Below are 21,540 nucleotides of genomic sequence, written 5' to 3'. Positions count from 1 at the left end.
CCTTATAGACCTACGTATAGGTTCAACTTCATCCTCTGCCTCACCCTGTTTATGTTAGCCGATCGTCTCGACGACATGGCCCTCTTGATCTTTAATATGAGTCTTGACGATTTGGAACCCCAGCCCTGGCAAGGAAGGCAGTACAAACTCGCTTTCCAAAGGTATCAGCCTTTGGCTAAGCTCGGCGGCAGCTTTCTGATTCAAACGGATACTGACTTCCTTATCCTCCATACGAAACACTGCGCTTTCTCCGGGCTCAAATACAACGCGGATTTCTTGACTAACAAGGGTAAGACTTCTTTGCTTTAATATCCGGCCGCGCAGCAGTTTGCCAATGATTCCGGCCTGCTTCGCTCCAAGCTTCACATGATCCGGCTGCTTGTTGAACCATCCTTTCTTCCCGGGCTCCCAGCCCAGCTGATCCACGAACAAAAAGCCAGTATTCGAGCCTTCCTTCTCCATCCCCTGTTCAACTGCCTCGGCAATCGCCGGAACCTCTAAAAGAGAATCACGCGCTAAATCCGTAACATAGCCTGGGATCTGCTCCAAGCCTGCTTTCAGCACGCCTAAAGTATTCCAAGTCTGCATGGCCTCAAGCTCATCGGCTGTAATGCCGACCATTTGAATAAATTCCAATAGGCCGTTCGGTGTCTCGATCGCCGGCAGTTCCGGGTCGAGTGTAAAAGCGAGTGCAGTGAGCTTCGTGTCTGCGCCGAGGCAGATCGGGCCATTGGCATCCAAATAATCACCGGAGCGGAATACATTGCCGCTGCCGAACACGTATCTTCCCATATTTTGCAGCAAATTGAGCGCCCATGCTGGAGGCTCTTCCTCGTCTTCATTCCGCACCAGCCGGAACGTAAGTTCAAACCCGTAGCCGCTATACTCTGCATTGTCCAATTCTTTCTCATACAGTTCCGAGAATCCGTACGTAACAAAATGCCAATGAGGCACCGGCGTCTCGCTTTTGTAGGCGCTAATACCATCAAGCGGATCCTCGCCTCCAAGTGAATAAGGAACCAGCGTCCCATAATGCTTCGGTTCCTGCTGCCCATAGATTTTGCCTACTTCCTGATCAATCGCATCCCAGCCGGGTGCATTTACTTCTTCACTCATCACTTTGCCTCCTATGTATATATAATTGCGGAGCTTCCTCCATCATTTACGGTAATTTTCGCATGCTTGCTTGGCTATTTTCAGGCTTCCAGGCCACAAGAATTCCGGCTTCACCCAAGTGCTGATTCACGGCTACAAGATGTCCAACGGGCCACTTCCACTTCCACTTCCCATATAAAATGACTGTCGATCGGACGAAGCACCCAACAGGTACTTTCCTTATAAAAGCCGGTCAGACGAAGCATCCAACAGGTGAATGGGAAAAGTTTGATAAAGCGAAACTCCTGTGCACCAAATGACCACCTCCTTTTCGGACGCATTGGTTTTTCTAACGAAACTACAGAACGCTATTGCCGCATTTACAAGCCCAATTCCAGTCTAACGAAACTGATGAACGTTATTTTCGATAAAAGCGAGCTTTACGCCCTCATTTTCGTGCAATAGCGATACCCTGTTTCGTTAAAACTTTCGCACTCTCTATTCGGCCTCAATAGCGATATCCAGTTTCGTTAGAACTTCCTGGTTTTTCTAACGAAACTACAGAACGCTATTGCCGCATTTACAAGCCCAATTCCAGTCTAATGAAACTGCTGAACGTTATTTACGGTAAAAGCGAGCTCTACGCCCTTATTTTCGTGCAATAACGATACCCTGTTTCGTTAAAACTTTCGCACTCTCTATTCGGCCTCAATAGCGATATCCAGTTTCGTTAGAACTTCCTGGTTTTTCTAACGAAACTACAGAACGCTATTGCCGCATTTACAAGCCCAATTCCAGTCTAATGAAACTGCTGAACGTTATTTACGGTAAAAGCGAGTTTTACGCCCTCATTTTCGTGCAATAGCGATACCCTGTTTCGTTAAAACTTTCGCACTCTCTATTCGGCCTCAATAGCGATATCCAGTTTCGTTAGAACTTCCTGGTTTTTCTAACGAAACTACAGAACGCTATTGCCTCATTTACAAGCCCAATTCCAGTCTAACGAAACTGCTGAACGTTATTTACGGTAAAAGCGAGCTCTACGCTCTCATTTTCGTGCAATAGCGATACCCTGTTTCGTTAAAACTTTCGCACTCTCTATTTGGCCTCAATAGCGATATCCAGTTTCGTTAGAACTTCTGTTTAAGGTACTTCTACTCGGAATTACATGATCAACACCGCTTTCTTTTCTAAAATGTTTATTAAGGCTTATTTTCCAAGCCTACTTAGTGTCGCCGCTTCGCTGACCTGGAGCCACTCCGTATGCCTTCTTTCTACTCCGCCGCTATCTCGGCAAGCAGGTTCGGTTCAATCGGTTTGCTTAACCAATGTTCATCGGTTTGAACATGGTTTTTACGGACGAATTTGGCTACGGACCGTTTGAAATCCTCATACACAAAGGCGGATGCCAGCCTGACAACGTATCCTTCCTGCTCTCCGCCGCAGCGAGACTGTGTCGTATAACACGCCTTGGCCGCTTCCTCGCTCCAGATTCCCCGATACAGCACAGGAACTGTCGATAAATGGAGCCGTGCCGCCCAATCCACCGTCTCATCCCAGGACAGGCAAATATTGCGCTCATTCCATACGGAGAACAGCATGAAATAACTTGGCAATGCCGAATAGTACAGGGAATGCTTCGCATACACATTCTCACCGCATAATCGATATCCTTCCGGAATCAAATATTTGATGCCGCCGTGCAGCGTTTTGACGTAATGCCGGGACGGATGGTCCTTACTGTCCAGCGATCTGGCATGAATGAGATCCGGGTACATGGTTGTATTTTCACCGTCCATTTTTTCGGTAATAACAACTTCTTGCCCTGCAAAATGATCGGTATGTCGCAAAATCTTATCGTCATCGGTATACCCGCGCGACCATGGCAGGTGCATCGTTTTTGGATATTTGATTTTCATGGATCAAACACCTCTTTTCTATTTAGAATGCTACGGCATCCTCATTTAGCAAAGGAATCCGCCTCAGCAAAAAAATACAGCTCCGCCAGCCGATCCTCGCCAAGTAAATGATAAATTCGAGACGCACCGGTATCACCGCCGTGCAAAATCTCCATATGGAAGCTGACTATATCCACGACATGCAGAATAAAATTCTCCTCATAGCCGAGTTCCTTCAGCACATGGCAAGCAATCATGGCAGACACATGCTCGTGCCCGAAATAGGAGTAGTTCCCGCGCATCTCTTTCCATACTTTGCAAAACGGTTTACCCGCATCGTGGAATAAAGCTGCCAGCTGCATCGCCAGCAAGCTGTCGCCTTCATAGAAGACATTGATATAATCCAGGACAGCATAGGTATGCTCGGATAAGGTCTTGGAATGATACGGATTCTCCTGATCATATCCCAGCATGACGCGGAAATGCGGCGAACTTGCCAAATAAACAAACAGTTCATCATGCCCCGCCCGCTCCTCCAACAGCTGCTCTAGTCTGGACCGACCGAGACCGATTTCTGCCGCAGCATGCACCAGCTGTAAAGCTTGAAACCCTTCGCCTCGAACAGGGAATTCAAAGTTTTTGGCAAACTTGGTAAGCACCGTATCACTGATTCGTCGCTTTCTTCCCTCGATTCGTTCCTTTGCTATCGCATAAGGAGTATCAAATACGTGACACTGAACCGGGAAGTCTTTGAAATGTTTTAAAAACTTGAGCCGCCGATCCCTGCTGACATTTGTAGCATCAAAGACCACATTTCTGCCCGTCCCAAGCGCCTCTCCTATCTCTGCAAAGGCCTGCTCAAAAACCAAATACGTGTTTTTCTGCTTCGACTCGCTGCCGAACAATCTTTCCCGAATGGAATCGGTTGCTACCAACACGGCTTGCTCCCGCTTGCATAATTGCTTGGCGTAATGGCTTTTCCCGCTGCCCGGAATGCCGACCAGCATATGAATTACACTCATCGCTTTTCACCTCCTCTCATGACATCGCTGCCTACTTCATGTTATACGCAGGTGAGCGGGTGGACGTTGCGTGGATGTGGCATTACATCAGGTTGCTGAGCCTTAAACTCCCGCAAGGTAGCTATCTTTGCCTTGTCTGCACCCAACTTCCCCTCCTTTCCGGCAGTCTTATTTCAGTATAAAGGAAGCATTTTGAGAAGCACACAGGACCAGCGACGCATCGGGCTCGGCCTTTTCACCTGAATTTTCCTGTTTATGGGCTGTTTGGTCCTACTTTCATGGTATAATTTGACGGATCTATAATGAAAAGGGGATCAGCTATCTATGAGCAGATTATTTCAAGATTCTAATAGCGACAAAACCTGGAAAATCGATTGGGACGGGAATCGTGTAGTGATGTCCAATAACGGGGGCAAGCCTCGGGAGAAGATGTTTGATGACCTCGAAGCAGCGGCAAAATATGCGAAAAAAGAAATGTGGAACAAGCTAAAAAAAGGCTTCATCTATAGGAATGACAAGGCAGCGCCGGGTACACCATTGTTTCAACTCTATATCGGTGCCGGTTACACCGGATTCATGCCGCTGGCCGCGGTCTCCGGCACCAACCAGTTTTATGCTGGATATGTGGTCGGCCAATTTGAAAAGGAAGAAATCTATCTTCTGGATGAGCAGGGGCAAAAACAGCTCACTTGGGAGTTGGCAGGCAATCATTTGATTTATGATATGTTTTATTGTCCGGAGGCGGGAGAGCTTCTGATCAACGACAGTCATCAGATTTCAGGAATCTCCGCGGATGGGAGCGTTCGCAGCTGCACTTCGTTTACATATCATCATAGCACGCTATCCCTAGCCGGAAACCATGGGCTTTGGTACGATGGAACTTATTTAGTGGTGACAGACCTGCTGACACAGGAACGTCTTTATCAGAGGGAGGCAACACCAGAAATCGTTAATGGTCACAGCCCTCAGCTATGCGCCGCCTTATCGGGAAATGGACGCTTAATGGCCTACTGTACCCATCCTGATGAAATTATCATTTGCGATATGGAGACAAGCTCTACGCATTCGATTGCCAAAGATATCAGTGCTATGACTGCAGCTATGGACTTTTCAGCCGATGACCGCTACTTATTTACTCAAGAACAATACGGCTCATGGGAGCTTGCATGCTATGATATGAATACTCTAACCAGGCGATCAGAATGGAAAACCGAGCATGTTCGAAGCTTCGCCGTACATCCTTCCAAGCCCTTATTGGCCCTATTCAGCTTTGGAACAGTTGAACTCTATCATACAGAGTCCTGGCAGCGAATACTCGAGTTCAGGCCCGAGCATGTCGTGAAGAACTGCAATTTGGTCTTTACGAAAGATTACCTGGCGCTATATTCCGATTATGGCTGCATAAGTTTATATGCTATTTAACTAGCTTGCCTAACAAGCCGATCAAAAATGATTTGTAAAGAGTCCCCCCTATCTTACGGAAACTTTTGACCGCTAGATGCAAGAAATAGCGACCTCGCCTTTCTTATGGATAGCTTTGACTGTTAGACTCAACAAGCAGCGACCTTGCTCCACTTAGGGACATTTTTGACCGTTAGAAGCAGGAAAACAGCGATCTCGCCCTCCTTACGGTCATTTTCCCTTGTAATGAACCTTGTTGTCCGTTGCACAGGCAATGCACTCATCGATCAGCGCTAACGGTCAATTATGTCCGCCAGGTGCCTTGAGAATAGAAAAAAAGATGCCGTTTGACCTGGTGTAAGACCTCGGCAACTTTAAAGAAGTCGCCCATTTTCCAGGAAACAGAATCTTTTAAAGGCTTTATTTTCAACAGTGAATCTTATTGAAGAAACTTTTTGCATTCTTCCACATTATTTTGTTCCAGCTTAAGCAGTTGATTGGCCAGAGCCAGGATCTCCTGATCCGCATCAGCATATTCTTTCAGCTTCTTCGTTAAATCAATAATCCCCATCGTACTCCCCTGAATCAGCATCTCGGAAATATGAGAAGGGGTCTTATTGGTCAAAGTCTTCAAATTAATCATGATATAAGTAGATGCTTTCGAGAAAGAATTGATATTTTTTGCTTCCTTATTTACTTCTTTTAATTTTTTATCTGTACGATCATAAATCGATTTATATTCTTGAAGCAGGGTTTGAAGCAATTTTTTATATTCCTCTTCTTCAGAAATACCAATTAACTGACCAATTGTATTTTTCCCCATCTCAGCATTTTGGTGAATATAATTTAACAACTCTACATTTCCATTCATCTTAAACACCTCCAGTACCTAGTTTGCTCGAAATTGATTTTATTATTATTTCCATTCAGCATTTAAAAAACATAAAACGACAAACTCTCTTCAAGGGGAAAACACTACCGTCCTGATAAAAAAACAAAACAGGAGCGTCTCCGTTTCAAGATCGAAAAATCAACCTTGGAGACTGCCCCTATTTTTGTTGTGTGGTCCAGTATTTATGTGCAAATCGGCTCGAAGCCTAGCCTGCTTTGCTGACACTTCCACAAGCCAATAGCCCCAAAGCCCAACGATCTAATAAAAACACCGTCATAACTTCAATTACCAGATGGTCAAATCAGCGGGCAGCGAGCAACACCAATATGCTCGAGTCATTTTGCAATTACCCGCTCTATTATGATTGAATCACAACCTCGCCGGTCGCTTTGTTCCATTTTAAATCGATGCCCAAACCTTCACAAATTATCTCAAGCGGGAACAAGGTCGAGTTGGACATGAAAATGATGTTGGCTGGAGCCACCGATTTTTTGCCATTGATGTATACCTCGCCTGGCTTGCCTTTGTTTATAGATACCGTCCGGCTCCCGGAATTGAAGCTCCATTCTGTATAAGAACGCGGGACAGCCTTCGGATCTTCCGCCTTTACTTCTTTACGGGTAATGGTTACACCCATTACTTCAAACACACTGGTGTAGGGAACGTATAATTGATGATCCACTACGCCTGAGGTAGCATAAAAACTGATGTCCTCACCGTTCACTTTCCAAGACAAAGCTTGCTGTACGGGAGTTATCAGCACCTCTGAGCCGTTATACTCCGAGCCACTGCCGGAGGCAAGCCCGGCGTTATAGCCATTAGCCCAGGCCAGGAGCTCCCCTTTTTCATCTAAGGCAAAGCCGGTCTGCCCCGTCGTTCCCCATATTGCCGAGATGCCCGTCAAACCTTTGACCTGAAATGGCTTGGCCTTGCTGCCAGAATTATAGTCCCATTGCCATACCGCACCGTCCTGCTTTAATGCATAAAGCCGGTTATAACCTGTCCCGATGTCGGAAATTCCTTTTAAACCGCTGACGGCTGTTAATTTCTGAATGTCCTCGTTCCAGCGCAGAACCGTTCCGTCCTTACAAAGCAGGAAGGCGTTGCGTCCTGATACGGCAATGCGGGATATCTCCGTTTTGAGCGGCTGCGGCGCCTTCAGCTCCTTCCCCGCCCGATATCTTCCGTAAACATTGTTATAGGTGCTTAATGAGCTGGCCTTGCCCTCCTGATCAAGAATCAATGCCGAAAAGTCCATAATCACCACCGTTTTGGCCCCTGCAATCCCTTGAAGCGGTATATATTTGACCTGCTTGTTGGAATCCTCATCATAAAAAATATGCCACAATGTCGCCGTACCGTCCTCATGCACGGCAATGCCTGCAAATCCGTTCGTGCTGATGGATTTCACGTTGCTCAAGCCTTTGAGCCTGACCGGAAGCTCTCTCTTCTGAGCAGGAAGCAAAGGATCATCATTTACATATCCCGAATATTGCTGCCCCCAGGCCCAGACCTCTCCTGCAGCCGTCACAGCAAATGACGTATTCATCGCTGCAGCAACCTGGGTAACGTGCTCTAATCCGGCTATCTTCTTAGGTATGTATTGATGAATGCCCGTACCATCCCCGACCTGGCCGAATTTATTGTATCCCCAACCGGTAACCGTGCCGTCGCTCCAGGCCGCAATTCCATATGCATCTCCGCCTGCGGCGCTAACGACCTGGGCCGAAGCCGCCTTAACTTCATAACCGCCCGCCCATAAGCCGCCGATGGCCAGGCAAGCTATAATGCACCATTTTCCGAAGAGATCCCTTCGCTTCATCCCACTTCCCCCAATCGATCGAATATGTTACCAAGCCATAATACCATATATTGGATGTCAGGAGCTAAAAAGCCTGCAAGATGCAGCAATTTACCCCATCTTGTAACCGTAGACACCGCAGAGCATAAATTCCTGCGAAAATGCAGTTATTCTTCAACGCTATCAGCTCAAAAGCTAGAAAAAACTACCGATTGTAAAGTCTCCTATGAACAGATGGTTTGGCACGAAAAATCCGGCATTTTTACAGTTCAAGTTTAGATAAAGACTTTAAGTTTTGATGGTAGTTTCTATTAAAGATATGAATTTATATCCCGGATAAAGGCTTAAAGTTTAGATGAAAAATATCCATATAAAAAAGACAGCCCCCATCGTCTAAAACGGGGGACCGTCTCTCCTAAATAAGCAGACGAATCAATTATTTAAATGCCGGCAACCAGCTGCCATGCGCTTCAATCAGGTCGTCACAGAGCGAGACGATATCATCGATCGACAGCTCGGCAGAGGTATGCGGATCAAGCATGGCGGCATGGTAAATATGCTCCTTGCGTCCGGTGACGGCGGCTTCAATAGTCAACAGCTGCGTGTTGATATTTGTTCTGTTCAGGGCAGCCAACTGCGGCGGCAGCGCGCCTACATAGGTTGGGGTGATTCCGGAGGCATCCACCAGACATGGCACTTCCACGCAGGCTTCGGACGGAAGGTTCGTAATTAACCCGGTGTTCATCACATTGCCGCCGATCTTGAACGGCTTGTTCGTCTCAATCGCTTCCATAATGTAAGAAGCATACTCATGAGTTCGCACATGCTCGATGCTCTCGCTGGCGAACAGCTTCTCGCGCATCTCCTTCCAGCCCTTGATCTGTTCAACACAGCGGCGCGGATACTCGTCAAGCGGAATGTTGAAGCGTTCGATCAGCTCCGGATAGTTGCGCTTGATGAAGTAAGGATGGTACTCGGCATTATGCTCGGACGACTCTGTTACATAATAGCCAAAGCGCAGCATCAGCTCGAAGCGTACCATGTCATGATGCTTCTCCTTCTGCTTCTCCGCCGCCCGGCGCTTAATCTCAGGATACAAGTCTACCCCGTCCTTCGTGACTTCAAGCAGCCAAGCCATATGATTAATTCCCGCGATTTTCGACTGAACCCCTTCATGATCCATGCCTAATGATTCAAGCAATCCGGGTACACAGACCTGCACGCTGTGACACAGCCCTACAGTGCGGATTCCGCCAACGGTATTCATTACATTCGTAAGTGCCGCCATCGGATTCGTATAGTTCAGGAACAACGCATCAGGGCATACCTCCTGCATATCCCGCGCAAAATCCAGCATCACCGGGATCGTTCGCAAATTGCGGAATATCCCCCCGATTCCTAAAGTATCCGCGATTGTCTGACGCAAACCGTACTTCTTCGGAATTTCAAAATCCGTAATCGTACAAGGATCATAGCCGCCAACCTGAATGGCATTAATAACAAATTTAGCGCCCTTAAGAGCTTCCTTCCGATCATGGTACGCCTTGACTGTGCAATTGCTTCCAAGGGTCTGTCTCATGCTATTCAGCAATCTCTCGGAATCGCTTAAACGCTCCTCATCTATGTCATACAAAGCCAGTTCATAGCCTTGCAGAGCTTCCGTCAGCATGACATCACCTAGCACATTTTTTACAAACACCGTACTGCCTGCACCTAGAAAAGTTATTTTGGACATTGATCATCGCCTCCATGTCATAATCTATCTCGAGTATAAGCGCAGACAGGGGCAAGGAACATGGAGCAACCCATGATTCACATGTCATAATCCAATATGTATACAACATTTTTAGCGTTAAACCTTTGTTTTACCTGTTATAATGTAATATGTAACTTCCACTTACTTTACGAATGGAGGATGCTGCTGCATGTCTCGAATCAATGTTACCATTAATTCCGCGATGCCGCCGGATCGGCTGGACCTGAACCTGATCTTCTTCGGCAAGGAGGAGTGCTTGCCTAATCATTCCTGGGGTCCAGGGGTACGCGATACCTATATTCTTCATCATGTTCATAGCGGATGCGGTGTATTTCACAGCGGCAATCATAGCTATTCGCTATCCGCCGGTCAAGGCTTTCTGATCGAACCGGGTACGATTGTTCATTATGAAGCAGATGAGCTTGATCCATGGACGTATTCATGGGTCGCCTTTCACGGTCTCAGCGCTAAATCATTTATGAGACGCGCTCAGCTTGAAGCATCCCAGCTTATATATGATGCGCCTCATAACCCCTATTTTGAATCCTTCTACGATGATCTATTGGCCGTTCATGCCGAACGAAGCAGCGATGTGTTAAGCCAAAGCATTCTTTATCGGCTAATCGCCGAGCTTATATCCTGCTCTGAAACCTCTTTGGAACCGTCCAAGCCTTCTCCCTCCAGAGATGCCTATATCCAGCAAGCGATAGGTTTTATAGAGAGCAATTACAGCCAGAAGATTACGATTCAGGATATCGCCGCGTTTGTTGGTCTGGACCGAACCTATTTATCCAGCCTGTTCAAGGCGAAATACGGCAGCTCCCTACAGAGCTTCCTCGTAGAATACCGAATGAACCGGGCGACTGAACTGTTAGCTAACCCGGCTTTGTCCATCAGCGACATATCGCGTTCCGTCGGCTACACGGATCCATTCATTTTCTCGAAAATGTTCAAGAAGATCATCGGGCAATCCCCTAAATATTTTCGCGGGAAATAGGCGGCAGGAAGCTGTCCAGCGCTTCATCCAACTCCTGCTGCTCCATCTCCTTCAGCCAGGATTGCTGGATATGGAGATGACAGCTTCCACTTCCATGTAAATAGTTATATATAATCTGAGCCTGATCGATCTCTTCCCGGCTTATTTGAGCCATGGCCTTGCCAGGGTCTGAATCTATCCGAAAATATTGCAGGATTCTCGATCGAATCTCCGCCGCTAATAACCCTCTCTGATGCCCATCTGCAGGGAGAGCATATTTTTGACTAAATAAAAGTTCGTGCTGTCTAATCAGAAAAAGCTTGATTGCAGCATCATCTATATACTCATAGACGACAGTGCTAAGATTTTGCGCCGAAAATTCAATTACTTTTCTCTTGCTTAACAGAAATTTCACGGATTCTATATGATCTCTCCATCTCGCAGCCGCTTCAAACTCAAAGCTCTCTGCCGCCATTTGCATGCTTTGTTCCATCTCATCAAGAAGCGCTGAACCCGAGCCCTGAAGCAAACTGACGATACGATCCATGATCCGCTCATACTCCTGCACCGCCTCCCCGCCAAGACAGACTCCCAGACATAACCCGAGAGAATAATTTAGGCACGCCCTCCCCGTTAACGGCTGACGGCAAGCAAGGTGATAGCACTCCTCAATACTCTCAATGGCTCGCTGAACCGAATGTTTACTGGCGGTATAAGGGCCGAAATACATGCTCTCGCCGTCACCCTCTGAGGTTTCAGTCACTTCCATACGCCGCAAACCGGCCTTATTTCGAACCGCTACATAGGTATAGGCGAGCGGATTCTTCATCTTCCTGTTATACATTGGCTTCAGCTCTTGAATCAGTCTGCACTCCAGCATAAATGCTTCAAACTCCGTATCGGTATTGCGATACTCCAGCTCAGCGATGTGGGCGACCAGCTTGGCGATCTTCGGCGAATGAGACTTGGTATGATGAAAATACGACTGAACCCTCCGCTTCAACTGCTTGGCCTTGCCAACATAGATAATCGTTCCCCGGGAATCCTTCATCAAATATACCCCCGGCGTTAAAGGCAAATTTCTAACCCGTTCTGCTACATGTGTGTTCAACTCTGGTCTCCTCCAAATCTCCCAGCTTCTCATTATGTCAGAATATCAACCATTCTCTAATCCATCCGCTCATCTCAGCTATACTTATGTAGTAATTCTACTATTTCAATCGTTATAGATTAAGAGGTTATTATCGACAATATTGAATATAGAGGTAGTTATGAGAAAAATTAACCGCAAAATCGGGAATACCAACACGTTGCTGGCCTTCATCCTTTTTTTGCTGTGGATGATTGTCCTGGGGGCGTCCGGCTTGCCGTCGGTTTACGCCTGGTTTCTGCTAAAGCTCGTTATACCGTTCCTCGGCTCCGCAGGCATGCTGATCAGTCTTGTCCTTATCGCGATCAATCTGTCCAAGAGAAGACGGCTTGCAGGTCGAATAATCACTTTTGGGCTATGTACGATAATGGCGCTGCATCTGCTCCTCACATTAAATATCATTCGGATGCCTTACCCCGCACAAATCGACAGAACCAAACCCGCCGTTACCGCTACCTGGCCTCTTGCCGGACCCACGGTTGTCGGCTGGGGCGGGGATTCCACCCATACCAATCTTCCCCACGTCATATGGCCGTCAGAGCGCTGGGCATATGATCTGCTGATGGAGCCATATAGCACAGGCAGTACTCATTTTGAAGACTACGGGATATGGAATCAAGATGTAATCGCCCCTGTATCCGGTACAGTTATCGCTGCATACGGCGCAGAGCCCGATATAACACCCGGTTCAGAGGATGTGCTGTCTATGGAAGGCAATCATGTCTACTTGAAAATAGAAGAGACCGGGACTTATTTGCTCCTGAACCATCTTCGGCAAAATAGTGTTCAAGTTCAGGTTGGGGACCATGTGAAGCCGGGCGATGTTCTGGGGCGGGTCGGCAACAGCGGTTCAAGCTCTGAGCCCCATCTGCATATTCATCATCAGCGGCAAAATCCATTGTCCACTCCTCATCCCATATTGGCGGAGGGGCTTCCGTTATATTTCACAGGAACCGATGCAGTGCCTATGCCCGAAAAAGGAGCTGTCGTCCTTCCGCTTCGGCAACCCTAAATCGCTAAAAATAAAGACTCATATTCTTCAGACCTGCTGGCCCTGGATATGAGTCTTCTGCATTTAACAGCATAGTCACTTCATAGACGATGACTCCGTTAGCTGCTTCAAATCCTTGAAGTTCAGCTTGATCGGGTTCTTGTCGCTAGCAACAATCTGGTTATCAACCAGCTGATAAGAAGCTTGAATCGGGTTCAGCAAGGATGCCGGAGAGTGATCGTAAGTTGCCAGGAACATAATATAATCGCCATTCATTTTAAGCCCGGTCGAATCATTAACCTTGAAGATCGTCTTCTGATTCTCGCCGCCAACCTGTTTTACTTGTATAGTCTCCTTCTCCGTCACCTCACCTTTATAAACCTTCTGAATCTGCACATCGTAAATAGTGTATGGGATCAGCGGACTGTCCGCAGGATCGGTGCCCGGGTTTAATTGCGCATCAGCGGGATCGGAAGGCTTCTGAGCAACATTCAGAAATTGGAATGTAGAGCTTAGTATCCGCCCTTCGACGATCAGGTCTGCCTGATTTTCGAGTTCCCCCAAGCTGCTGTATTTCGGAAAAGAAGCCTCAATCGAGATTTCCTGCTTCGGAACGGCTTCAGAAGCTTTGCTGGCAGAAGCTTGCGATTCGTTGGACTTTGCTCCATTAGATCCACAACCAAGCAGCGCCATAGTGAGGCAAAATACCGAGAACACAGGAACCCATTTACTTTTATTCATGCCCATCCTCCTCCAGGTCCTCTAATTAATAAACGGAATTAACGTCATTAATGTCATACGGCTGTGGGGTTGTAATGGTATTAAAGTTGTTAGTATATTTCATAATCGAGGCTTGTGTTGTATTGGGGTTATCCTTCAAGAAGAAGCAATGGCCAAATTCATGAACGGTGGCTCCCTTGACGAAATTGGAGAAATTCGTGGCATCTCTGGTGATAGTTCTGGCGTTTAATTGAATGGTGTATTTATAAGGGGATGACCATTGTGTGTTTAATCCGTACCATGTATCGGCGTACTGGGCTGCCGTGATGGTATTCGTGGAGGAACTCAGATAACCGATAGTGACCTTGGTTGCAGTACCATTCCAGGCGGAGATTCCATTGGAAATCGGTGTCTTCCATGTATCGTTCAGATTATCCGGATATTTCACATCAATGCCCGGTTTCGGGCTTCCGATATTCGTTAGTTCTGCATTTGCCTGAAAGCTAAGACCGAGCAATAGTGGAAGTAGAATGATAGCTGCGACCGCTAATTTCATAATTTTAATTTTCAAAATGCTCACCTCGGCATAATTTTTCTTGAACCACCCGGTTACATTGACCGACGTTGACGGGCTTGAACTTGTTGCATTTACCGCCCTTCCGTCTGTTTTATACACCGCCTTCCGGATACCTGTGAATCTCCCTTTATTGATTAAAATAGAACTCTATGATTCTATTAATTTTATACCATATGATACCTTTAATAGCAATATAAACCATTTGGTTTTTAAGCCCTTGAAGCCTTCCTTGTCCCGCATCCTATCGAAAAAAAATAAACCCTCAGCTCTATTAAAAGAACTGAGGGAAATGCTGAATGCTATGAAATCTGCTGTAAGTCCTTCTGCGGCTCCTTCGAGTCCGGAGCCATCTTCTTAGCCAGAAATACGGCTACAATGATCGCCGTAATCCCTCCGACCAGCTTGCCGACAATCATCGGGAAGATCATTTGTTTCGCAACTCCGGCCGTAAAGCCAAGATGATCGCCGAATACAAATGCAGCCGACACAGCGAATGCGACGTTAATGACCTTGCCCCGCGCATCCATGTCTTTCATCATGCCAAACATGGGAATGACGTTAGCGAGCGTAGCCACCAGGCCAGCTGCCGCAATCTCATTCATACCGAGCAGTTGGCCCAGCTTCATTAGCGGTTTATTAAATACTTTCGTAATCACAAATACCATTGCAAAAGCGCCGGCGAGTACTATAGCGATATCGCCAACGATCTTGATTCCGTCTTCAACCGGAGCAAGCCCCGGAATGATGGTCATCCCGGTCAATTGCTGAGTTATGCCGCAAGCGAGTCCCAATGTCGCTACAATAACGATGAATTGCCCAAAAATCGTAAATCCTTTGATCATGCCTTGCGGAAACTTCCACAATCCAAGCACGATCAGGACAGCAAACAAAATGATTGGAACCAGGTTGGACAAAATCATGCTGATCGAGTAACCTGCAACCAAACCGCCAATCAAACAGCCCAGCGGGATTGTTACAATACCGGCAAGCACGCCGGTAGCCAAATATTTCTGGTCTTCCTTCTTAATAATGCCAAGCGCAACCGGGATGATAAATACAATCGTCGGGCCAAGCATAGCCCCCAAAATCGTGCCTGCGAATAATCCTGCTTCCGGGCTTTGCGCCAGTTCTTGGGCTAACGAGAAGCCGCCCATATCATTCGCCAGCAAGGTTGTGGCAAACATGGCAGGGTCTGCCCCCAATGCGCTGTATACCGGAACAACGATCGGACTTAGCACTTTGGCCAGGACCGGAGACAGGCAAATGATCCCCACCATGGCAAGTGTAAGCGACCCCATAGCCATAATCCCCTCATCGAATTGATGCCCCAAGCCGAACTTGTAGCCAATGCACTTATCGATCGCACCCAGAATCATGAAAATAACCATGCCGTATATGATAATTTCATTAATCTCCACGTACATGCTCCCCCATTCTTTCGCTATATGACCCAAAGCAAATGATAGCCTGCTGCTCTGGAAACTCCTTACCGGAAGTGTTGAATGATTTCCTCAGACGGGGAACGAAGCACCGTATGATGAACCATTCGCTTTGGATCCATGGAGGATACAAATACCTTCATCCCCTGCTCGACATCGCTGACACTTCCCGTAAACACGGCGAGGAATTTGCCGCCTATCGCCATGCCAAGATTCATTTTTTTCATATGAATATCGCATTGCTTCAAAGCTTCATTTAACGCGAAAATCCCCGATGACACCGTCGACGTCTCCACAATTCCAAGCGCATCTACAGGTTGTGAGGAGCTACGGCGCTTTAAGCCAGCGATAATATCGGAATGAACGCCCTGCAATTCAAAATCGCTGATTCGAAATTCGCCGGCTTCTGCCTTAGCAGTCTCCATCGCCGCCTGTACGTCCGCTGTATCGCCGCTCATGATGATCAGAAACTTGCCTGGGCAGATCGGTTTCATATGATGCACTTCAACGGGCGCAGTCTTCAGCATACGGTCAGCCGTCTCGTAACCTTTGCTAATGCTGCGCAGCTCAATCACACCTATTGCACTAGTCATGTGTCACCTCGATGGAATCAACGATACCTACAATGACCGCATCAACAGGAACGTCTGAATTAGCAAACGAGGTTCGGCCCGCGCTCCCGGTCGTAACCAGCACCGTATCCCCTATTCCCGCCCCGGCATTATCCACAGCGACAAAACATTCGCCAGTGGCGGGTTCCTTGCCATACGCTAATGGTTTGACCACGAGGAAGGCCATCCCGTTCAGCTTATTATCCTTGCGGGTAGCCCATAGGCTTCCCATAACTTGTCCCATGATCATAGGTTCACCCCGCCCGTTATCTTCTTCGTACCTGCATTTGCTGCATACGCAAATAATCCTGAGCCAGCGGCGTAATGATGCTATGCCGATCTATAATGATTTCTGTTCCGTTCCGCAAGCGATGCTTTTTCACTTCTGCTTCGGTTATGACCTTGCGTTTTAATACTTCGGCCTCATCCGTTACCTCTGCCGATGATGCATGATGGACTGCCTGCATATCGGCAGCCCGGTCTTCGTCCAAGCAAGCCGCAAGCCATCCTGCTTCGTTCGCTATTCGGATACCGCAGTTGCTTAGCTTGCCCGCAAATTCGTCATACATTTTGTATAGCAATACAGGAGCAGTCGATTTGTATTTGCGATAAAGCAATCCTTCTTCAAGTGCAATAACCTTGCGTCCTTTCAGCAGCATCGTCAATACGAACCGTTCACGCGGGCCTGCGCTTATGCCGTTGGCAAGGTGGGCTAAGAGCTGAATGCAGATGCTGGGGATAATCAGCACATCGCAGTCTCTAAGTGTCTCATCGTAATAACGCACCTCATAATAGGGCTTCAGCTTGTTTTCCAGTTCCGGCATTGGCTCCGCAGTCAGAAGCACCGCTTGCTTTTGGGCTGCCGCTACCGACTTTCCCTCCGCCAGTTGTTCCAGCTGCTTCATAACCTCGGCCGTTACGGCTTCGATCACTGCAGCCCGATCCAGAGCTTCAATGTTCATTTTTTCACGCTCCTAAATCCGGATGCCTTTATTTCAAAATTTTTCCCTTCGTGCCTTTTGTAAAACCGCAGGCGTTGGCCTCGTCATAATCGATATGCATATAAGTCTCATAATTCGGGCTTACCCGAATCAGCACATCATCAAAAATAAGCGGACGTTTGCCATACACTTTTACCTGTACGATTTCACCGTTTTTCACGTTGTATTTCTCGGCATCTTCTGCCTTAACGTGAATATGGCGCTGTGCAGCAATCAATCCTTGTTCCAGCCAAATCATATTGCTGCCGGAAGCAATGATCACTCCCGGAGTCCCTTCCAGCTTGCTGCTTTCTCTTACCGGAGCGGATATTCCAAGCACGACCGAATCCGTGAGCGATACCTCTACTTGCGATGCTTTACGTTCCGGCCCCAACACGACAACATTATGCAAAGAGCCCTTGGGCCCGATCAGCGTCACGCGTTCCTTGCAAGCATATTGTCCCGGCTGGGAAAGATCCTTGGCTTTTGTCAGTTGATAGCCCTTGCCGAACAAGGCATCGATATCTTCGCGGCACAAATGGACATGCTTGCCGGATGCTTCGATTTCGATGCAGGTTTCCTCCTGCACGCGTTTGACCACTTCATGAATGATGCTCTCAACCAGTTGGTTATCCACCTAAGTCACCTCTTCAGTTGTACTCTCCAACACGGATACGGAACATAATAATCCAGAACAAGGATGACAACCTGTTCAATGAGCGAATAATATCTTCACGTTCCACATCTCCGTGTTCCTTCTTAAAAGCTTGATAAGCCAGCAGTTCTGTCTCCCTCGTCAATGTGCGCAATGCATTTATGACAACAACCGCTTCGCCCATATCATAGCTGGGTTGAAAATGTTCCAGTCCGAAATATTTCTTGGGAAAATGGGACTGCTCCCTGAGTTCCTTGGGATCCAGTCCAAGCAAATAGAACTCCTCAATGCTCTCGCTTAACACCTCGCAGCGTACAAGCCGTCTAACGAACTGCAAAATCTCTTCCAAGTCGCTGACCAGCTTGCTCATCTTCAGCTTGGAGCAGCTGATTTGCGCTTCCAATATTTTCGTCTCTAATGAGTCCAGCTTCCCGCGGAACAATATCCGTGGATGATCCTTAAAAACAAGCATATTTCCATACAAATGAGTCATATGCTCAGGCTTCGTTTCCAAAAATCCGCCGTACAGCGTACGAAACCTCTTTTTCCCGCCAGCTGCCGGTTCAACGTCCAGGTTAGACGTAACCTGAAGCTTTACTTCTTTTTGTGACGCCTGGGCTTGCGCGGTTTCTGGGACCGATTCATTTTTCGTATCTTTATCCGTCTCAGCGGCCGTCACATACCGCAATTCAATCTGATGATCGGTCAAGAAGCTCTTAGCTGAGGGCGTCAGTATAGTTCCAGCCGCCGCCTCATAAACGGCAGCATCCTTCGGATTCCGATTTCGAAAAGCCTTCCGCAGCTCACTTTCCGTAATCACAGCCATGCTTTCACATCCTTTTATGGCGAATGCGTGTTCATATTCCTATATGCGAACGTCCATACCGTTTCAAGCCAGGATCAAGCACTATGAATAGAAGCGGAATGCGGGCATTGAGCGCCCGCATCCTGCTGTCTTTGTTATCCGGCTTGTCCGGTTATAGTTATTCCGCTTTGTTGGTTTTTGGCAGGATTGCATCTACTTCGGCATGTGGTCTTGGAATAACGTGCACCGACAGCAACTCGCCAACTCGTTCTGCCGCTGCTGCGCCTGCATCGGTAGCTGCTTTCACAGCACCTACATCACCGCGAACCATAACCGTTACGAGACCTGCACCGATTTGCTCTTTGCCGATGAGGGTAACATTCGCTGCTTTCACCATTGCATCTGCCGCCTCGATGGCTCCTACCAAACCTTTCGTTTCTACCATTCCCAATGCGTTTGCGTTTGCCATAATAAAATTCCTCCTAATAATTTATATTTATATTGAATTTTGGGGTTACCGGTGTTACCTATAATAGATTAGATGGTTCTATAAAAGATGGATCTGTTTGTCTATGAAATCATGTTGAACTTACATTTGTTCAAGGATGCGTGCCACAATCATGCTGATAAGCTGCTCTTTATCCTCTGGAAGACTGCAGGCTGTCTTCGATTGCGACTCTTCCTTGCGCTCCAAATCTTCCATCTCCATTAGTCCATAAGCGACTCTGCGTATGTTAAGCAGATTCAACGGGCTGATGTTGTCGGATGTGGAGCTTCCGCCAACCGCGCCGCAGCCGAGTGTAAGCGCTGGTGCAAGTGCTGTTGTAGCGCCGATACCGCCCAGCGTACCCGGTGTATTGACGAGCAAGCGGGATACCGGCTTCTTCAGAGCGAACTGACGCACAATCTCTTCATTTTCGGAGTGAATGCACATCGTATGGCCCGCGCCTTCTCCATTTAAAATGTCGATGCAGCGTTCGCATGCGGCCTCCCAGCTGTCTTCAGTATAGAAAGCCAAAATAGGGGCCAACTTCTCGCGTGAGTAAGGAACATTGCGGCCTACGCGGGTTTCTTCGGCAATCAGCACGCGCGCTTCTGCAGGAACATCCAGATTCGCCAGTTTTGCAATATGCTCTACGCTGCGGCCAACGATTTGCGGGTTCATGGTGCCATTGGCACGCATGATAAATTTGCCAAGTTGATCGGCTTCCTCTGCAGAGAGGAAATACGCGCCTTGTTTTTTAAATTCAGCCACAACCGCTTCCTTGCTGCATGCTTCGACGACAACGGATTGTTCCGATGCGCAAATTGTGCCGTTGTCGAAAGTCTTGGAATCCATAATGCGTTTAACCGCAAGCGGGATATTCGCGCTCTTCTCGATAAATGCCGGACCGTTGCCAGGTCCAACGCCAATGGCCGGCGTACCGGACGAGTATGCGGCCTTAACCATCGCCGTTCCGCCCGTTGCAAGAATCAAGGCAACATCATTATGCTTCATCAAATGATCCGTTCCTTGGATAGTCGGGACCGTCATGACGCCAATCGCTCCTTCCGGACATCCGGCCTGTACAGCGGCCTCACTGATCACTTTCACCGTTTCCAAAATACATTTCAGCGCATTGGGATGCGGGGAAAACACAATACTGTTGCCGGCTTTAAGCGCAATGAGCGTTTTGTAGATGACCGTCGAGGTCGGGTTGGTAGAGGGAATCAGGCCGGCAATGACGCCGACTGGAACAGCTACCTCCATCAGCTTGGCCTCCTTGTCATCCTTCAGGATGCCGACGGTTTTCATGTCCTTAATGGACTCGTACACCTGCTTAGCAGCAAAAGCATTTTTGATGACCTTGTCCTGCCAGCGACCGAAGCCTGTTTCCTCACTGGCCATTTTCGCCAGTACTTCGCGATGCTCGTAACCCGCATCGGCAACAGCTTTGATGATCGCATCGATTTGTTCATGCGTCATAGCGGCAAGCTTCACTTGCGCATGCTTGGCCTTCTTGATCAAATCACGGACTTCTTGAATGGATCTCAGGTCTTTATCCAATGTTTCCATCAATATTCCTTCTCTCTACTGCATTTTTAGATCGCTAGACGTATTTATGAACTTGCTTTATTTGATTTCTTCCCGACTTTGGCTGCCGAGGTTTGCTTCGGCTGCGCACGAGGTTTACCGTCATTGTCCTTGTTATTAAGGGCATCGGTCTGCTTTTTATCCGGTGAAGATGACTTCTCGGCAGCATCCGCCTGCTTCACACCGTCTTTAGCTATTTCTGCTTCTTTGATAGCTGTTGTGGATTTCTCTTCCGCCGCCCGGAGTTGGATTTCCTCCGTTATTGGTGGTATCGACTCTGGTTGAGCCTCGGCTGCATCCTCTTTGATCTCACCTGATCCAGCCCATTGTCCAGCATCCATCTCAGCAGCTTCCACGGCTTGTTTCTGTGGCAACTTATCTGCGGCTCCATCTGCCGGACGCGGACTTGCGTCTGCATCGTGCAGTCCTTCAACCAAGGCTGCCGTCTCCTCATGCATTCTGGCAATCACATGGCGGGTCAGCAGCACATTTAATTGCTTCGCCATCTCCGCTCCCGCTGCAACGGCGGCTTGCACAGCTCCAACATCACCTTCCAGCTTGACGGTCACCAATCCGCCCTTGATGATCTCCACGCCGATGCAGGTAACGCTTGCCGCCTTTAAAGCGGCATCTGCTGCAGCGACTGCGCCCAAATATCCTCTAACCTCGACCAACCCTAATGCGCTATATCTCATGG

At 47.8% G+C, this 21,540-nt stretch carries 22 protein-coding genes; 3 read left to right on the top strand and 19 right to left on the bottom strand.

The window, feature by feature from the left end; genetic code table 11:
• Nucleotides 1-54 precede the first annotated feature (54 nt).
• From BN1360_RS16340 to BN1360_RS16330, 3 genes are all read right to left on the bottom strand, one after another.
• Nucleotides 55-1,116: a suppressor of fused domain protein gene (locus BN1360_RS16340; protein ID WP_068780914.1), complete on the bottom strand. Its 1,062-nt coding sequence runs from the start codon at nucleotides 1,114-1,116 to the stop codon at nucleotides 55-57.
• 1,253 nt (nucleotides 1,117-2,369) lie between these two features.
• Nucleotides 2,370-3,014 (bottom strand): RNA ligase family protein, encoded by a 645-nt coding sequence (locus BN1360_RS16335; RefSeq protein ID WP_068780913.1) that lies wholly within the window; start codon nucleotides 3,012-3,014, stop codon nucleotides 2,370-2,372.
• Nucleotides 3,015-3,055: 41 nt separating this feature from the next.
• Complete coding sequence (locus BN1360_RS16330; RefSeq protein ID WP_068780912.1) at nucleotides 3,056-4,015, bottom strand: AAA family ATPase; 960 nt, start codon at nucleotides 4,013-4,015, stop codon at nucleotides 3,056-3,058.
• A 324-nt stretch (nucleotides 4,016-4,339) separates the two neighbouring features.
• On the opposite strand from BN1360_RS16330, the gene BN1360_RS16325 reads away from it, so the two are divergent.
• Nucleotides 4,340-5,437, top strand: a complete 1,098-nt coding sequence (locus tag BN1360_RS16325) for a WD40 repeat domain-containing protein (protein ID WP_068780911.1) — start codon at nucleotides 4,340-4,342, stop codon at nucleotides 5,435-5,437.
• A gap of 128 nt (nucleotides 5,438-5,565) precedes the next feature.
• On the opposite strand, the gene BN1360_RS26250 is transcribed toward BN1360_RS16325, so the two are convergent.
• The 4 genes from BN1360_RS26250 to melA all read right to left on the bottom strand — a co-directional run bounded on the left by BN1360_RS26250 (nucleotide 5,566) and on the right by melA (nucleotide 9,844).
• Nucleotides 5,566-5,700: a hypothetical protein gene (locus BN1360_RS26250; RefSeq protein WP_267490891.1), complete on the bottom strand. Its 135-nt coding sequence runs from the start codon at nucleotides 5,698-5,700 to the stop codon at nucleotides 5,566-5,568.
• Between the two features lie 155 nt (nucleotides 5,701-5,855).
• Entirely contained in the window at nucleotides 5,856-6,287 is a 432-nt protein-coding gene (locus BN1360_RS16320) for a hypothetical protein (protein WP_069188362.1), read from the bottom strand.
• Between the two features lie 379 nt (nucleotides 6,288-6,666).
• Nucleotides 6,667-8,130 (bottom strand): stalk domain-containing protein, encoded by a 1,464-nt coding sequence (locus BN1360_RS16315; RefSeq protein WP_068780909.1) that lies wholly within the window; start codon nucleotides 8,128-8,130, stop codon nucleotides 6,667-6,669.
• A gap of 415 nt (nucleotides 8,131-8,545) precedes the next feature.
• Nucleotides 8,546-9,844 (bottom strand): alpha-glucosidase/alpha-galactosidase, encoded by a 1,299-nt coding sequence (melA, locus tag BN1360_RS16310; protein ID WP_068780908.1) that lies wholly within the window; start codon nucleotides 9,842-9,844, stop codon nucleotides 8,546-8,548.
• A gap of 190 nt (nucleotides 9,845-10,034) precedes the next feature.
• On the opposite strand from melA, the gene BN1360_RS16305 reads away from it, so the two are divergent.
• On the top strand, nucleotides 10,035-10,862 hold the full coding sequence (locus BN1360_RS16305; RefSeq protein WP_068780907.1) for an AraC family ligand binding domain-containing protein: 828 nt from the start codon (nucleotides 10,035-10,037) through the stop codon (nucleotides 10,860-10,862).
• On the opposite strand, the gene BN1360_RS16300 is transcribed toward BN1360_RS16305, so the two are convergent.
• Nucleotides 10,840-11,952, bottom strand: a complete 1,113-nt coding sequence (locus BN1360_RS16300; RefSeq protein ID WP_229521022.1) for a GIY-YIG nuclease family protein — start codon at nucleotides 11,950-11,952, stop codon at nucleotides 10,840-10,842. The genes BN1360_RS16305 and BN1360_RS16300 overlap by 23 nt on opposite strands.
• A gap of 160 nt (nucleotides 11,953-12,112) precedes the next feature.
• On the opposite strand from BN1360_RS16300, the gene BN1360_RS16295 reads away from it, so the two are divergent.
• Entirely contained in the window at nucleotides 12,113-13,003 is an 891-nt protein-coding gene (locus tag BN1360_RS16295) for a M23 family metallopeptidase (RefSeq protein ID WP_069188361.1), read from the top strand.
• A gap of 75 nt (nucleotides 13,004-13,078) precedes the next feature.
• Here BN1360_RS16295 and BN1360_RS16290 read toward each other — a convergent pair whose 3' ends face one another.
• The 11 genes from BN1360_RS16290 to BN1360_RS16240 form a co-directional block, all read right to left on the bottom strand.
• Nucleotides 13,079-13,723, bottom strand: coding sequence for a hypothetical protein (locus tag BN1360_RS16290; protein ID WP_068780905.1), 645 nt, complete (start codon nucleotides 13,721-13,723; stop codon nucleotides 13,079-13,081).
• A gap of 25 nt (nucleotides 13,724-13,748) precedes the next feature.
• On the bottom strand, nucleotides 13,749-14,378 hold the full coding sequence (locus BN1360_RS16285) for a zinc metalloprotease (protein ID WP_068780904.1): 630 nt from the start codon (nucleotides 14,376-14,378) through the stop codon (nucleotides 13,749-13,751).
• A gap of 200 nt (nucleotides 14,379-14,578) precedes the next feature.
• The gene (eutH, locus tag BN1360_RS16280; RefSeq protein ID WP_068780903.1) at nucleotides 14,579-15,697 is read right to left on the bottom strand and encodes an ethanolamine utilization protein EutH; all 1,119 of its coding nucleotides are present in this window, start codon (nucleotides 15,695-15,697) and stop codon (nucleotides 14,579-14,581) included.
• 68 nt (nucleotides 15,698-15,765) lie between these two features.
• On the bottom strand, nucleotides 15,766-16,311 hold the full coding sequence (locus BN1360_RS16275) for a BMC domain-containing protein (protein WP_068780902.1): 546 nt from the start codon (nucleotides 16,309-16,311) through the stop codon (nucleotides 15,766-15,768).
• Complete coding sequence (locus BN1360_RS16270) at nucleotides 16,304-16,579, bottom strand: EutN/CcmL family microcompartment protein (protein WP_068780901.1); 276 nt, start codon at nucleotides 16,577-16,579, stop codon at nucleotides 16,304-16,306. The genes BN1360_RS16275 and BN1360_RS16270 overlap by 8 nt, the downstream gene beginning before the upstream one ends.
• Nucleotides 16,580-16,595: 16 nt before the next feature.
• Nucleotides 16,596-17,291 (bottom strand): ethanolamine utilization protein, encoded by a 696-nt coding sequence (locus BN1360_RS16265; RefSeq protein WP_068780900.1) that lies wholly within the window; start codon nucleotides 17,289-17,291, stop codon nucleotides 16,596-16,598.
• A gap of 28 nt (nucleotides 17,292-17,319) precedes the next feature.
• Entirely contained in the window at nucleotides 17,320-17,946 is a 627-nt protein-coding gene (gene eutD, locus BN1360_RS16260; protein WP_068780899.1) for an ethanolamine utilization phosphate acetyltransferase EutD, read from the bottom strand.
• Between the two features lie 13 nt (nucleotides 17,947-17,959).
• Nucleotides 17,960-18,790 (bottom strand): cobalamin adenosyltransferase, encoded by an 831-nt coding sequence (locus tag BN1360_RS16255; RefSeq protein WP_068780898.1) that lies wholly within the window; start codon nucleotides 18,788-18,790, stop codon nucleotides 17,960-17,962.
• 157 nt (nucleotides 18,791-18,947) lie between these two features.
• Entirely contained in the window at nucleotides 18,948-19,238 is a 291-nt protein-coding gene (locus BN1360_RS16250) for a BMC domain-containing protein (protein WP_068780897.1), read from the bottom strand.
• A 120-nt stretch (nucleotides 19,239-19,358) separates the two neighbouring features.
• Nucleotides 19,359-20,825, bottom strand: coding sequence for an acetaldehyde dehydrogenase (acetylating) (locus BN1360_RS16245; RefSeq protein ID WP_068780896.1), 1,467 nt, complete (start codon nucleotides 20,823-20,825; stop codon nucleotides 19,359-19,361).
• A 44-nt stretch (nucleotides 20,826-20,869) separates the two neighbouring features.
• Nucleotides 20,870-21,538, bottom strand: a complete 669-nt coding sequence (locus BN1360_RS16240; protein ID WP_082790086.1) for a BMC domain-containing protein — start codon at nucleotides 21,536-21,538, stop codon at nucleotides 20,870-20,872.
• Between the last annotated feature and the right edge of the window lie 2 nt (nucleotides 21,539-21,540).

This window comes from Paenibacillus sp. GM2 (assembly GCF_900069005.2).
In the GTDB taxonomy this organism is placed as follows: Bacteria; Bacillota; Bacilli; order Paenibacillales; family Paenibacillaceae; genus Fontibacillus.
The sequence above is the reverse complement of the archived record's forward strand: the minus strand, read 5'-3'. Positions and strand labels throughout refer to the sequence as shown.

Excerpts from the sequence above, each read along its gene's own strand:
- BN1360_RS16340 (WP_068780914.1), bottom strand. The coding sequence starts at position 1,116 with ATGAGTGAAGAAGTAAATGCACCCGGCTGGGATGCGATTGATCAGGAA.
- BN1360_RS16335 (WP_068780913.1), bottom strand. The coding sequence starts at position 3,014 with ATGAAAATCAAATATCCAAAAACGATGCACCTGCCATGGTCGCGCGGG.
- BN1360_RS16330 (WP_068780912.1), bottom strand. The coding sequence starts at position 4,015 with ATGAGTGTAATTCATATGCTGGTCGGCATTCCGGGCAGCGGGAAAAGC.
- BN1360_RS16325 (WP_068780911.1), top strand. The coding sequence starts at position 4,340 with ATGAGCAGATTATTTCAAGATTCTAATAGCGACAAAACCTGGAAAATC.
- BN1360_RS26250 (WP_267490891.1), bottom strand. The coding sequence starts at position 5,700 with ATGAGTGCATTGCCTGTGCAACGGACAACAAGGTTCATTACAAGGGAA.
- BN1360_RS16320 (WP_069188362.1), bottom strand. The coding sequence starts at position 6,287 with ATGAATGGAAATGTAGAGTTGTTAAATTATATTCACCAAAATGCTGAG.
- BN1360_RS16315 (WP_068780909.1), bottom strand. The coding sequence starts at position 8,130 with ATGAAGCGAAGGGATCTCTTCGGAAAATGGTGCATTATAGCTTGCCTG.
- melA (WP_068780908.1), bottom strand. The coding sequence starts at position 9,844 with ATGTCCAAAATAACTTTTCTAGGTGCAGGCAGTACGGTGTTTGTAAAA.
- BN1360_RS16305 (WP_068780907.1), top strand. The coding sequence starts at position 10,035 with ATGTCTCGAATCAATGTTACCATTAATTCCGCGATGCCGCCGGATCGG.
- BN1360_RS16295 (WP_069188361.1), top strand. The coding sequence starts at position 12,113 with ATGAGAAAAATTAACCGCAAAATCGGGAATACCAACACGTTGCTGGCC.
- BN1360_RS16290 (WP_068780905.1), bottom strand. The coding sequence starts at position 13,723 with ATGAATAAAAGTAAATGGGTTCCTGTGTTCTCGGTATTTTGCCTCACT.
- BN1360_RS16275 (WP_068780902.1), bottom strand. The coding sequence starts at position 16,311 with ATGACTAGTGCAATAGGTGTGATTGAGCTGCGCAGCATTAGCAAAGGT.
- BN1360_RS16270 (WP_068780901.1), bottom strand. The coding sequence starts at position 16,579 with ATGATCATGGGACAAGTTATGGGAAGCCTATGGGCTACCCGCAAGGAT.
- BN1360_RS16265 (WP_068780900.1), bottom strand. The coding sequence starts at position 17,291 with ATGAACATTGAAGCTCTGGATCGGGCTGCAGTGATCGAAGCCGTAACG.
- BN1360_RS16255 (WP_068780898.1), bottom strand. The coding sequence starts at position 18,790 with ATGGCTGTGATTACGGAAAGTGAGCTGCGGAAGGCTTTTCGAAATCGG.
- BN1360_RS16250 (WP_068780897.1), bottom strand. The coding sequence starts at position 19,238 with ATGGCAAACGCAAACGCATTGGGAATGGTAGAAACGAAAGGTTTGGTA.
- BN1360_RS16245 (WP_068780896.1), bottom strand. The coding sequence starts at position 20,825 with ATGGAAACATTGGATAAAGACCTGAGATCCATTCAAGAAGTCCGTGAT.
- BN1360_RS16240 (WP_082790086.1), bottom strand. The coding sequence starts at position 21,538 with ATGAGATATAGCGCATTAGGGTTGGTCGAGGTTAGAGGATATTTGGGC.